The sequence below is a fragment of the Halobacillus litoralis genome (genome assembly GCF_009856355.1).
GTDB lineage: Bacteria > Bacillota > Bacilli > Bacillales > Halobacillaceae > Halobacillus > Halobacillus litoralis_B.
The window spans coordinates 97,682-110,670 of record NZ_WMEW01000011.1; the positions used below are offsets into that span (position 1 = coordinate 97,682).

The following is a 12,989-nucleotide window of genomic DNA, read 5'->3' on the forward strand; positions in this document are numbered from 1 at the left end:
TTTGACGAGACAAGAAGGGGGCAGTTCCATTCACCTGTTCATTAACGGCTTCCCTGTCTGTAAAGGAGGCCGCTGTTTTCTTTTCGTAATTCTTATACCAAATTCCTATTCCTGCTAAATCAGTAATGGAAGCGCAGTCGGACGCATGTTCAAAAACCCCTCTTAGCTTCGAGATGTTTTGTGTAGAGCGTTAGCGGTAATACATGACTAAACAAAGCAAACTACACAACTTTTTATAAAGGAGAATTTGAATATGCGTACGATATTGAAGCATTACATTAACGGTGAATGGGTTGAATCCACGGGAAATGACACCGAGGACGTCATAAACCCTGCCACGGAAGAACCGATGGGTCAAATTAGTTTAGGTACGAAGGAAGATCTGGATAAAGCTGTTCAAGCCGCCCGCGATGCTTTCCCGGGTTTCTCTCAAACTTCTAAAGAAGAACGTATTGAAATGCTTGAGAACATAGCCGAAGCCTATGCACGACGCAAAGACGAATTCATTGATGTGATGACGGAAGAGCTGGGGGCACCGCTTGAAATTTCGGAGAAGATTCACTACAGCATGGGCTATAATCATTTTGCCCAGGCGGCTGAATCTCTTAAAAATATTGAATTCATGGAGCACCGCGGCAACCATACGGTAGTCAAGGAATCTGTCGGGGTCAGCGGCTTAATCACACCTTGGAACTTCCCGACAAACCAAGCTTCAACGAAAATTGCCAGTGCATTTGCAGCGGGAAGCCCTGTTGTATTAAAACCTTCGGAAATGACGCCGTTCGCTGCCATCATGTTAGCAGAGATCTTTGATGAAGTTGGCGTACCTAAGGGAGCGTTCAACCTGGTTAACGGTACAGGCGAAACGATAGGTGACGGTATCAGCTCCCATCCTGATATTGATTTTGTATCCTTCACAGGTTCTGCGGGCGTAGGAACGAAAATCATGCAGAATGCTTCTGAAACGATTAAAAACGTTGCTCTTGAACTTGGAGGTAAATCTCCATTGATTGTTCTGGAAGATGCGGATATGAAAGATGCGGCCCGGAATGCAGTAAGCAATATCGCCACGAATACAGGGCAGGTTTGTTCTGCTGCGACCCGGATGATTGTTCCAGCTTCCAAGAAGGAAGAATTTGAACAGGCCGTCCTGGACGTTCTTCCTGAATTTCCGGTAGGGCATCCGCGTGAAGGGAATTATGTCGGACCACTTGTATCCAAGAAACAGTGGGACACCGTTCAATCCTATATTGAAAAAGGGAAGGAAGAAGGTGCAAATCTGATTGCCGGTGGTACAGGACTTCCGGAAGGCTTAGAAAAAGGGTATTATGCTAAACCAACGATTTTTACTGATGTAACGAACGATATGGTCATAGCCCAGGAAGAGATTTTTGGACCTGTGATGAGTATTATTACGTATGACACTATTGATCAAGCCATTGAAATAGGTAATGATGTGGTGTATGGATTAGCAGGTTACGTCTATGGTAAAGATCCGGAAACACTTAAAAAAGTGGCAACATCCATCCGTGCCGGCCGTATCAAGATAAATGATGCCTCTCATGATTTCAATGCACCATTCGGCGGCTATAAACAATCTGGTATCGGTCGTGAATGGGGCGATTACGGAATTGAAGAATACCTTGAGAAAAAAGCGATTCTTGGATTCCCGTCTTAATTAGCATAGCTTAAGAAAGAGCTGTCCTCCTTTTCAGGAGGACAGCTCTTTTTTTGACGTATGAGGAAAAGTGAAGCCTGCGGATAGTTTCATCTTCTGGGGGGAGCGTTTTTCTCCATAAAAAAAGACGCCCTGTAAAGGACGTCTTTGCGTATTGCGGCGAGTGACAGCACTCCACATTAGTGCCCTGCCATAAAGGCGCGTCAATCTCGTCTTATGCAATTCAGCTCATCGCAGGATCTAGTATACCATAAGACAGCGGTTATACCTAATGAATAATTTTCCATTTTGGAGAATGGGTGCGTTCGTTAAAGGTGCCCTACGGAATAGTTGGGTTCCAGCCCCTGATGGAACAGGGGTTTAAACTGGGTAAGCTGACTGAACAAAAAGAAACGCCCAAGGTTATGGACGCTTTTTTCAACAGGACCCTTTAGATAAGAAGTCTTGAGCCGTCTGAGCTTAGGGCTTCTTTTTATTTCGGTTCTCGAAAAAAGTCGGAAAAAGTAGTTGCAAAATGGTCGTTTTGTGCTAGTATCATTAGTAATCATAAAATTCAGAATATTGGTTCGATTATAGAACCACTTAGAAAGCGGTGAAGCCGAGTGAGTTCAAAAACCGTCGATAAGGCGCTTCAGGTCCTTGATATGTTCACACTGGAACATCCGAAGTGGGGACTCCGGGAGTTGTCCAGAGCGCTTGATATGAGTCACACCATTGTCCACCGGATGCTGACCACCCTCGAAGAACGGGGGTATGTGTACCGCAGCATGGATACACAAAAGTATGAGCTCGGCATTAAGTTCCTTGAGCTCAGCAACATCGTCGAACAACATTTCCAAATCTCTGAGATCATTCATCCCATCATGCATAAGATTGCTTCCGAAACCGGGGAAAGTGTCGTCATGACACTTCTGGATAACGAGGAAGGGGTCTTCTCCAAGATTGTAGAAAGCAGCCGGCTTGTCCGCTTCGCCGGCTCGGTCGGCCGTCGTTCCCCGCTTTATGTCGGAGCTTCCCACAAAGTCATCCTTTGTCACCTGCCTAAAGAAGTTCAACGAAGAATCGTTCATGAAGGGGCTGTCCAACACCCCGGCCTTATCCCGTCAGAAACTGATATGTTGAAAAAACTTGAGGACACCGAAAGGAAGCGGTGGGCGTATTCCTCCGGCGAAACGATCAGTGATGTAGCCGCGGTTTCCATTCCCTTGTTTGATTACGGCCATATGGTTCTCGGGTCGCTATCGATAGCCGGTCCGAGCTACCGTCTCACAGAAGAGGTGGCTGAACAAATCTTACCTGACCTCATCCGGCACCGGGGAGAGCTCGATTCTGTTTTAAGCAAAGTTTGTTTTCCGACTAGACGGAACTATCTGCTTGAAAGTCTTCATTAAAGGAGGGGATCACACATGTTGAAGGTGGAAGGCCTCGTGACGGGCTACCAGGGAAAGGATGGGTTTGTACGGGCGGTCGACGGGGTGAGTTTCGATATTGAAAAAGGAGAAACCGTCTGCATCGTCGGGGAATCCGGCAGTGGGAAAAGTGTCACATCGATGTCTGTGATGAGGCTGGTCGAGTTTGAAAATGGGGAAATTGTAAGCGGGTCGATCGAGTATAGGGGGGAAGAGCTGACGACCAAATCCAATGAAGAAATGAGGAAGATCAGAGGAGCAGAGATCTCAATGATTTTCCAGGAGCCGTTGACCGCCCTTAACCCTGTCTTCACCATCGGCCAGCAGATCGTCGAAGCAATCCGTTATCATGAGCCGCTGAAGAAAAAGGAAGCGATGGACAAGGCGGAGGATTTGCTGACCCTTGTCGGGCTTTCTGAACCGAAAACAAGGTTGAAGCAGTACCCCCATGAATTGTCGGGAGGGATGAGGCAGCGGGTCATGATAGCCATTGCCCTCGCCTCCAAGCCGAAGCTTCTCATCGCAGATGAACCGACAACGGCGCTTGATGTCACAATCGAAGCGCAGATTCTCGAGCTTCTCCGAAAGTTGAGGGATGAAGAAGACATGTCCATCATGCTCATCACCCACGATATCGGTGTGGCCGCAGAGCTTTCCCATAGAATCATCATCATGTATGCCGGGAAGGTGATGGAGATTGCAGAGACCAGCGATTTGTTTGAACGCCCCTATCACCCTTACACAAAAGGGCTGCTTGAATCGATTCCGAAAATGAGCGGTGCCAGAGGGGAGCTTCTTCCGACCATTGAAGGAACGATTCCAGGCGTGAACCAGATGCCTGAAGGCTGCCGGTTTGCCCCACGCTGCAGTTTTGCGACAGAGAAATGCCATAAAGAAGAACCGGCGCTTCAAAAAATGGGCCGGCGTGACGTCGCCTGCTGGCATGTGGAAGAGTTCGCTGCCTCGCAGCTTGACCCTTTTCCAGGAAAGGAGGATCCCGTTGAATCAAAATCATGAAGAAAAGCTGTTGGAAATTCAGCATTTGAAGAAATACTTTGAGATTAAAGGAGGTGGGGCCTTAGGGAAGCGTAAGCAGACGCTGAAGGCGGTGGATGATGTTTCCTTTGATATTTATAAGGGAGAGACGCTCGGACTTGTCGGAGAATCCGGATGCGGGAAATCGACGCTCGGCCGGAACATTTTAAGACTGCAGGATCCGACAGACGGCCAGGTGCTTTATGGCCGGAAGAACATCCTAGAGTATTCGAAGAAAGACATGCGCAGACTCCGTAAGGATATGCAGATCATTTATCAGGATCCCTTCGGTTCTTTGAACCCGCGTTTTACTATCGGGCAGATTATCGGAGAGATGTATGAGATTCATGGTCTTGCCAAAGGTGCAGAAAAAGAAAGGAAAGTTAAGGAATTGTTGGAGCTCGTAGGATTGGATGCGAGCCGTTATCACAGCTACCCGCATGAATTTTCGGGAGGACAGAGGCAGCGGGTGGGCATTGCAAGGGCGCTTGCACTTGAGCCGGAATTCATTGTTGCGGATGAACCGGTATCCGCTTTGGATGTGTCCGTCCAGTCCCAGGTCATCAACCTGTTGATCCAGCTGAAGCGGGAGATGGGATTGACGCTGTTGTTCATTGCACACGGACTGAATGTCGTCCGGCATATTTCCGACCGGGTGGGTGTGATGTACTTAGGAAAACTCGTCGAACTGTCCGATACGGATTCGATCTTCAATGATCCTGCGCATCCGTATACGGCAGCACTCTTGTCCACTGTACCAGAAGCCGATCCCGAAGCAAGAAAAGAACGCATCGTCCTTAAAGGGGAAGTGCCTTCACCAGCATCTCCGCCTTCAGGATGCAATTTCCGGACGAGGTGTCCACTTGCAACAGAACGATGCAGTCAGGAAGTTCCAGCATGGCAGGAAACGCGAAACGGCCATTTCACGGCCTGCCATTACCCTTTGGAAAAAGGGCAGACGTTAAAAGAAGCTGTCGCTCAACGTCAGAAACCATCTGACAACAAAACTAATAACCTTATTATGGCATAAACGGTAATTAAAAGGAAGGGGAATATCCTTTGGCTGAACTCATACAAAAAGGGAACCAAAAAGTCTATGACGGCTATAAGTCTTTTCAATATCTGGAAGCGGACGTCGATTATAAATCTTACAATCTTGCAAAAGAAGTGGGCCGTGTCCCGAGCTTTTCCTACCCTGTGACTGATGAGCAGGAAAACGAGGTCCAGACGATCCTGGATGAGGATTTGATGATTTCCATGCATGAGCATACGTTCATCGCACCGGAAGATCTTAGCCAGTTTTACGAATTCCGCCGGCAGGGCAGGGACTTTACAGCGTTTGAAGCGCTGAGCCATTCCGGACTTGATGTCATTTTTGAAAATTTCATGGACGGAACAGCGATGATCACTTCACTCGCAGGGTGGAAATGGTCGGATGTCATTCACGACCTGGGCATCCGCTTCAGCGACATCGCTCATCAGGATATGGTGATCAAAGCCGAGCGTATCGAAGATTTGTCCAGGGCGAAACAAGAAGGAAAAATCGCTTTTGTCGGAGCCTTGGAATCGGCATCCATGATTGAAAATGAGCTGGACCGTCTTGATGTGTTGTATGGCTTCGGCATCCGCACGATGGGCGTCTGCTATTCTGAATCGAATATGCTGGGCTCCGGCCTCCGTGAACCGAATGATGCCGGCCTGTCCGTTTTTGGAAAACAGGCGGTCGAACGGATGAACAAGCTCGGTATCACTGTGGATGTTTCTCACGCCGGTGACCAAACAGCCCTCGATACGATTGAAACGAGTACAAAGCCGGTGACGATCAATCATGCCGGCGCACGGGGAGTATGGGATACGAAGCGTATGAAGCCGGACAGTGTCATTCGAGCCTGCGCAGAAAAAGGAGGGGTCATCGGAATTGAGGCAGCTCCGCACTCGACCGTTTCGGAAAATCATCCGCATCACAATATCGATTCGTTCATGGAACACTTCGAATACACGGCGAATCTGGTAGGCATCGAGCATGTGGCGTTTGGTCCGGATACCTTGTTCGGTGATCACGTCGGGCTTCATGATACACTGGCCGGCCAATTATCCATCAAAAGTGCGCAGAAATCCTCGATGGAACGTGTCGATTATGTCAAAGGGCTGGAAAACCCGGCGGAATGCTTCCCGAACATCGTCCGCTGGCTTGTGGCTAAAGGATACAGCCGGGAAGACATCCGTAAAGTTACCGGTGGAAACATTCTGCGTGTGCTGAAAGAAACGTGGGCGAAATAATAAGAGAGGGACGATGAAGATGAATAAAAAATGGTGGGTCTTTTTATCAGCTGCACTAATGGCGTTGTTCCTGGCCGCCTGTTCCTACGGCGGGGAAGAGGAAGCAGAAGGAGAGGCGGCTGCTTCGGAAGAGGCGGTCTCCGGTGGAAAGGTATCGATTCCGATTGTCGCTGATCCAACCTTTAATCCGTGGCACCCGAGTGCCTATGCCGAGTCCAATGTCATTAACCGTGTCATATTCGACGGTTTGACGAAGCCGGGGAAAGATCTCGTGCCTGCACCGGATCTTGCTGAATCCTGGGAAACATCAGAAGATGGGCTGACCTGGACCTTCCAGCTCCGTGATGATGTCACATGGCATGACGGCGAGCCGTTTACATCAGAGGACGTGGTGTTTACGTTCAACGATATTACGTTGAACGAAGAGCTTGGAGCGAACAGTGCCTCCTATTTCGGACAGGTGGAAAGTGTGGAAGCAGACGGCGATTACACCGTTATGTTCAACTTATCGAGCCCGGTTGCCGCCCTTCCGGCTTACTTGAGCTTTAATACAGAGATTATTCCTGAGCACATCTTCCAGGGAGAAGACCCATGGGATCTGACGAGCTTTAACAAGGAGAATCCTGTTGGAACAGGACCTTTCAAGCTCAAATCTTATACATCCGGCCAGAGTGTCGTGCTTGAGCGGAATGATGAGTACTTCGGCGATGCCGCGAATCTGGACGAAGTGGAATACAAAATCCTCCCTGATGCCAACACCCACGTGGCGCAGCTGTTGAGCGGCGAACTTTCCATCTTCGCTCTGGATGATACCTCTGCGGTCGAACGTATTGAGAGTGCGGACGGCGTTGATGTGGATGGACGTGATACGAACCGTTTCTTCTGGCTGATCGTCAACCAGCAGGAGGAGAGGTTCCAGGATGTGAAAGTGCGTCAGGCGATGGAATATGCCCTTGACCGTCAGAACATCATCGATACCGTTCTGCAGGGATATGGAACGATTGCAGATGCGGGAATTACGCCGGCCTTGTCGGAGTATTACACCGATGATGTGAAGCAGTACCCGTTCGATCCGGAAGAAGCGAAAAAGCTCCTTGCTGAAGCAGGCTGGGAGGATACGAACGGCGATGGATTTGTCGATAAGGATGGAGAGAACTTCGAAATTATCTTTGATATCGGTATTCAAGGGGATTTAGAAGCGATTGCCCAGCTTGTTCAGCAGTACTTGATTGATGTCGGCCTGGATGTCCAGTTGAACACGATGGACTGGAATACGATGATTGACAAAGTCGTCATCCAAAGGGATTATGCGATGACCTTGAACTGGTGGCGCTACCCGCCGGATCCCGATTTGAAGGCGTATATGCACTCTGATTTTGCCGAGCAGGGTAATAACATCCCGGCTTATCAAAATGAAGAAATGGACAAGCTTTTGGACGCTGGTGCGGAAACAAGCGATGTGGAAGAGCGGAAGGAAATCTATACTGAGGCCCAGAAGCTGATGGCTGAAGAGCTTCCGTATATGTTCCTCTGGTACCCGCAGGAAGTACAGGTGAAGCGCTCGGATATCGACGGTGTTCCTGAACTGGCCTTTGGAGATACGCTTCACTATATCCAGGAATGGTATATGGCGGAGTAAGTCATGGGAGAAGTGCACCACCGCGTGCACTTCTCTTTTATAAAAAGGGGGGACCTGTGTGATTCGTTTTTTACTCAACCGCTTTGGCCAGAGCATCATTCTATTGTTCATTGTGACTGTCATTACTTTTTTTCTCATCAACCTTGCACCAGGTGGGCCCACAGGGGTCATGCGGATGGATGCCTCACCTGAAGAACGTCAGGCGGTGATTGAACGTCTCGGTCTGGATCAGCCGGTCATCGTCCGCTATTTTGAATGGGTGGGGAATGCTGTCACCGGTGACCTGGGCACATCATTCAACTCCAGTGAAGCGGTCGTGGAAAGGATTGCAGAACGTCTGCCTTATACGATGGAACTGACCGTATTCACGATCATCTTTTCAGTCATTGCAGGCATCATCCTCGGTGTCATCTCCGCTTTGAAACGAGGAAGAGCGGCGGATCACGTGATCAACTTTTCGAGTGTCATCGGTTTGTCGGTTCCTTCCTTCTGGCTCGGGCTGATGCTGATTCTGTTATTTTCTGTTGAACTTGGCTGGCTGCCGTCGTCCGGTGTCGGACCGAGGGGCGCGGACTTTGATTTTGGGGGCTGGATGGCTCACTTAGCCATGCCGGTATTGATTCTGTCAACGACCGTGCTTCCGAATATCGTCCGCTTCACGCGATCATCGATGCTGGAAGTGATTTCACAGAACTATATCCGTACTGCTCGTTCCAAAGGGGCGAAGGAATTCGTCGTTTTGTATGTGCATGCGCTTCGGAATGCGATGATTCCGATCATCAGCATTATCGGCGTGCTGATTCCGAGGCTGCTGAGCGGTGCTGTGATCACCGAAGCGATTTTTGGATGGACAGGAATCGGAACGTTGATTATTGAAGCGGCCAATGGCCGCGATTATCCATTGATCATGGGCATTACCGTTGTCATTACGCTTGTCGTTATCATCAGCAATCTGCTTGTCGATATCATTTATTCCCAAGTCGATCCGCGTGTAAAAAATATGGCATAGGAGGGGACCGAATGTTAGGAGCTTCTATAAAAGAAGATATGGAAGAACAGCCCCTGAAAAAGGAAAAGCGGCGCTTCGTACTCCTTACAAGGTTGAAGCAGAACAAAGTGGCGTATCTATCGTTATGGTTTTTAGTCGTTGTCCACGCCGTCGTCTTTATCGGTCCTGTTCTGTGGCCGCTTTCACCGGATGAACTGACCGATGCAGGGGCTCTTGCCGGATGGACGCTGCACCACCCCTTCGGAACGGACGATCTGGGCAGGGATGTTTTTGCCCGAATGCTTCACGGCGGCCGTGTGACGCTCTTAGTCGGATTATGCGCCATGCTTTTCTCCTTGATTATCGGGACGATCATAGGCGCCTGCGCCGGATTCTTTGGAAAAGTGGTCGAAGCTGTCCTCATGCGCATTACGGAAGCAATGATGGCGATTCCGAACTTTTTCTTCGTCCTTGTCGCTCTTACGGTGCTTGGGACGACGCCGTTCATGGTCGTGCTCGTCATCGCCCTGACCGGCTGGGTGGAAATTGCCCGTGTCGTTTACGGAGAAACGTTGAAGTGGAAGGAGTACGAGTTTGTTGAAGCGGCCCATGCGGCCGGGGCCTCTGCAAAAAGGATTCTCTTGAAATATGTCGTTCCGCAGATTCTTCCCTCGATCATCGTCTCCGGGACGCTCGCTATTGCCTGGGCCATTCTTACGGAAAGTGCGATCAGCTACCTCGGTCTCGGCATCCAGCCACCGACGCCGACATGGGGGAACATGCTGCAGAACTCCCAGCAGTACATCTGGACGGCGCCGATCTTAGGTGTGCTTCCTGGTGTAGCAATCACCATTGTTGTACTCGCTTATAATTTTCTCGGGGATGGGCTGAGAGATGCCCTGGATCCGCGTTTTGCGAAAAAATAAAGAGGAGGATGCGCTTTGTTCATGAACGTGAATGACAATGAGTTGTATTATGAAGTCCATGGAAATCCCGAGGGAGAGGTGATATTCTTCATCCACGGAGCTCCGGGCCTTGGCGACTGCCGTAGTGATATCAAAGCCTTCTCAGCCTTAGGAGATACGTACAAGCTCGTTTTTATGGATATGAGAGGTTCAGGGAGGTCGGAGGGGCGGCCGCCGTTTACTCACGAACAGTGGACGGCGGATATTGAAGCTGTCCGCCGGGAGCTTGTCGGCGGTCCGATCACCATTTTAGGCGGCTCGTACGGCGGGTTTCTAACGCTCGAGTATGCCATCCGCTACCCTGACAGTGTCACCCGCGTGCTGCTGAGGGATACCGCAGCAAGCAGTGACTTTGATTACCTCTCCATCGACCGTGCCCTTGAGAGTGGGATTGAGGGCATCACTGAAGAAAACATGACCCGCCTTTTTGGAGGGGAGGTGTACTCTGATGAGGATTTGAAAGAGCTGTTCACTTTGATCCAGCCGCTTTATACCGTTGAATATGATGAAGAAGCCGTCCGTCAGCGCCTCGACCAGATTTACTACAGGCACGAAACGCATAACTTCGCTTTTCGGTATAATAAACCCGCGTTTAATCTGGTGGATCAATTAGCCGGGATCAATGCACCGATGCTTGTGACAGTCGGAAGGCATGACTGGGTCACCCCAGTGATCTGCTCGGAGACGATTGCCTCATGTGTACCGAATGCCGAGCTCGTCATTTTTGAAAACAGCGGCCACTCTCCCCAGCTGGAGGAGAATGAAAGATACGTAGAACTGGTCCGTCGTTTTCTCCATAAACATAGAGCTGTACAGCCTCTTTAACCAATAAGCAAAAGACGAAAGGGAAGATATAAAGACGAAAGAGTGTCTGGTTACATCCGGCACTCTTTCTTTTTAGTTGACTATAAGGACTTCGTATCCGGTTCTTTTCATGTTTATATCCCCGATTCAGCGGGGTGTCTCTCACGGTTGATGCTTTTTACAATATCCTCCATATTATATGAAACTTTTTCGGATAGGAACACGTATAGATGGTGGAGGTGATGGACGTGTATTTTCCGTCCAGAAAAGACTTATTGTTTGTGCTTATGTACGGAGGAACCATTGGAAGCATTGTTCTCCTCTATTTATTTGGGGGAGAAGCGGCCGGTTGGCAGTTGATTACATATAAAAGCGTGCCGGGATACCTTCTCAGTGCAGGAATCATAGGAATCCTTTCATGGATCTGGTTTACGACCGGATACAAAATTAATGCAGGGATCCTGCACATTCGATTTGGTCCCATGAGAAAAAAGATCCGCATAGAAGATATTCATAAAGTGGAGAAGAGAAACAGTCCGTTTGCCACTCCTGCACTCGCGGTGAGGCGTCTCGAAATCCATTCGTCCGACCATGCCATTACACATATTTCTCCCAAAGATGAGAAGGCTTTCCTACGCCTTCTGCAGAGGAATAATCCAGGGATTGATATCAGCCGTACGTTGAGGGAGGCGGGGACATGAGTTTGAAAAAGAGAATCATGTCCGTCCTTCTGATGTGGAGCATACTGGGCCCGTTTTCTGTTATCCTGGGATACGTCAATGATGGTGCGATCGACTGGAATCATTTAATAGGAATGCTGGTTGCCGGCTTTGTCATTGGCTTCTGGATTGCCCCTCTCAGTGATCGGAAAAAACAAAAAAAGAGGCAGGCATAAACGATCAATTAGTCATCCTGAATGAGGTGCTTGAACTTCCTTTTTTCACCATGATTGGAATGGAAGTTGTTTGGAGGAAGAATGTCGCGGGTAGAGTCATACTTATGTGAAACTCACATTAATCTGATCCGGGAGGTATGGAATATGCAGAAGAAAACAGCTGTCGTTGCCGGAGCTACAGGAGTGATCGGCAGTTACATTGCCAGGCACCTGAGTAAGCTGGAGGGCTGGGATGTTATCGGCATTGCCCGTCATATCCCTGATGATCCATCGGATATCACTTATGTTTCAGCGGATATGATGGATGGTCAGAACGTCCAGGAGAATCTGGAATCGTTCTCAGAAGTGACCCATTTCATTTATGCGGCATATCAGGACTATGAATCTGATCCTCAAAAGCAGGTGGAGGTCAATCAGACGATGTTTGAAAATACATTAAATGCCGTAGAGAAAAACGCGGACCACTTGGAGCGTGTGATTTTGATGCAGGGGGCAAAAGCCTACGGCGTGCATCTCGGACCTATTAAAACGCCAGCCAAGGAAACGGACGCCCGCCATATGCCGCCGAACTTCTACTTTACACAGGAAGACTATATGCGCCGGGCACAGGAAGGGAAAGATTGGAGCTGGACAATCCTCCGTCCGGATGTCGTCTGCGGGTATTCAGTCGGAAAGCCTATGAACCTTGCTATGGTGATCGGCGCCTACGCTTCGATATCCAAGGAACTGGGTCTGCCTCTTCGTTTTCCTGGAAAAGCGCATCCGTATCTTGCTCAGGTAACAGATGCGACCCTTCTCGCTCAGTGTGTGGAGTGGGCTGCGGTTGAGGAATCCTGCGCATTTGAAATATTCAATGTGACGAACGGGGATTACTTCCGCTGGGAGCACATGTGGAAGACGATTGCCGACTATTTTGACATGGAAGCAGCAGGAGCAGAGCCGCCAATCCAACTCTCTGAGATGATGGCCGACAAGCAGGAGTTATGGGAGCAGATGAAAGAGAAATACCACCTGCAGGACATTCCTTATGACAAATTGGCCTTATGGGGCTTTGGAGACTTCATTTTCAATTGTGATTATGATGTGATGACATCTACAACAAAACTCAGAGAATATGGATTCCACGAATTTGTAGATAGTGAAGAAATGTTCACACGCCTGTTCCGTGAATTCCAGCAGGAAGGCGTTCTTCCGGATTTCTCTAATCAATAAAGGCTTAAGATCCACTCGACATCCGGGTGGGTCTTTTTTAATAACCGTTTTTAAGCAGTAAGGCTGTTTTTGTGATAAATGGAA

Annotated in this window: 12 protein-coding genes; all 12 read left to right on the forward strand. The window is 49.0% G+C overall.

Features of this window, described 5'->3' with window-relative positions:
- The first annotated feature begins 253 nt into the window (after positions 1–253).
- The 12 genes from GLV97_RS15250 to GLV97_RS15305 all read left to right on the forward strand — a co-directional run bounded on the left by GLV97_RS15250 (position 254) and on the right by GLV97_RS15305 (position 12,905).
- The gene (locus tag GLV97_RS15250; RefSeq protein ID WP_160890022.1) at positions 254–1,678 is read left to right on the forward strand and encodes an aldehyde dehydrogenase family protein; all 1,425 of its coding nucleotides are present in this window, start codon (positions 254–256) and stop codon (positions 1,676–1,678) included.
- Between the two features lie 602 nt (positions 1,679–2,280).
- On the forward strand, positions 2,281–3,069 hold the full coding sequence (locus GLV97_RS20285; protein ID WP_160890023.1) for an IclR family transcriptional regulator domain-containing protein: 789 nt from the start codon (positions 2,281–2,283) through the stop codon (positions 3,067–3,069).
- A 15-nt stretch (positions 3,070–3,084) separates the two neighbouring features.
- Positions 3,085–4,104 (forward strand): ABC transporter ATP-binding protein, encoded by a 1,020-nt coding sequence (locus GLV97_RS15260; RefSeq protein ID WP_160890024.1) that lies wholly within the window; start codon positions 3,085–3,087, stop codon positions 4,102–4,104.
- Positions 4,088–5,152, forward strand: coding sequence for an ABC transporter ATP-binding protein (locus GLV97_RS15265; protein WP_224872597.1), 1,065 nt, complete (start codon positions 4,088–4,090; stop codon positions 5,150–5,152). The genes GLV97_RS15260 and GLV97_RS15265 overlap by 17 nt, the downstream gene beginning before the upstream one ends.
- A 29-nt stretch (positions 5,153–5,181) precedes the next feature.
- A complete protein-coding gene (locus GLV97_RS15270) occupies positions 5,182–6,402 on the forward strand; it encodes a dipeptidase (protein ID WP_160835186.1) in 1,221 nt (406 codons plus the stop codon).
- A 13-nt stretch (positions 6,403–6,415) separates the two neighbouring features.
- A complete protein-coding gene (locus tag GLV97_RS15275; protein ID WP_160835187.1) occupies positions 6,416–8,041 on the forward strand; it encodes an ABC transporter substrate-binding protein in 1,626 nt (541 codons plus the stop codon).
- Between the two features lie 58 nt (positions 8,042–8,099).
- Complete coding sequence (locus GLV97_RS15280; RefSeq protein WP_160835188.1) at positions 8,100–9,050, forward strand: ABC transporter permease; 951 nt, start codon at positions 8,100–8,102, stop codon at positions 9,048–9,050.
- A gap of 11 nt (positions 9,051–9,061) precedes the next feature.
- Positions 9,062–9,955, forward strand: a complete 894-nt coding sequence (locus tag GLV97_RS15285) for an ABC transporter permease (protein WP_160835189.1) — start codon at positions 9,062–9,064, stop codon at positions 9,953–9,955.
- A gap of 21 nt (positions 9,956–9,976) precedes the next feature.
- A complete protein-coding gene (locus GLV97_RS15290) occupies positions 9,977–10,819 on the forward strand; it encodes an alpha/beta fold hydrolase (RefSeq protein WP_237418640.1) in 843 nt (280 codons plus the stop codon).
- A gap of 209 nt (positions 10,820–11,028) precedes the next feature.
- Complete coding sequence (locus GLV97_RS15295) at positions 11,029–11,499, forward strand: PH domain-containing protein (RefSeq protein ID WP_160890026.1); 471 nt, start codon at positions 11,029–11,031, stop codon at positions 11,497–11,499.
- A complete protein-coding gene (locus GLV97_RS15300) occupies positions 11,496–11,693 on the forward strand; it encodes a hypothetical protein (protein WP_160890027.1) in 198 nt (65 codons plus the stop codon). Before GLV97_RS15295 ends, GLV97_RS15300 begins: the two co-directional genes overlap by 4 nt.
- Before the next feature lie 144 nt (positions 11,694–11,837).
- The gene (locus GLV97_RS15305) at positions 11,838–12,905 is read left to right on the forward strand and encodes an SDR family oxidoreductase (RefSeq protein WP_160842239.1); all 1,068 of its coding nucleotides are present in this window, start codon (positions 11,838–11,840) and stop codon (positions 12,903–12,905) included.
- The last annotated feature ends 84 nt before the right edge of the window (positions 12,906–12,989 follow it).

Coding starts and splice junctions, on each gene's coding strand:
- GLV97_RS15290 (WP_237418640.1), top strand. CDS start 9,977: ATGAACGTGAATGACAATGAGTTGTATTATGAAGTCCATGGAAATCCC.
- GLV97_RS15285 (WP_160835189.1), top strand. CDS start 9,062: ATGTTAGGAGCTTCTATAAAAGAAGATATGGAAGAACAGCCCCTGAAA.
- GLV97_RS15250 (WP_160890022.1), top strand. CDS start 254: ATGCGTACGATATTGAAGCATTACATTAACGGTGAATGGGTTGAATCC.
- GLV97_RS15295 (WP_160890026.1), top strand. CDS start 11,029: ATGGTGGAGGTGATGGACGTGTATTTTCCGTCCAGAAAAGACTTATTG.
- GLV97_RS15305 (WP_160842239.1), top strand. CDS start 11,838: ATGCAGAAGAAAACAGCTGTCGTTGCCGGAGCTACAGGAGTGATCGGC.
- GLV97_RS15260 (WP_160890024.1), top strand. CDS start 3,085: ATGTTGAAGGTGGAAGGCCTCGTGACGGGCTACCAGGGAAAGGATGGG.
- GLV97_RS15275 (WP_160835187.1), top strand. CDS start 6,416: ATGAAGATGAATAAAAAATGGTGGGTCTTTTTATCAGCTGCACTAATG.
- GLV97_RS15300 (WP_160890027.1), top strand. CDS start 11,496: ATGAGTTTGAAAAAGAGAATCATGTCCGTCCTTCTGATGTGGAGCATA.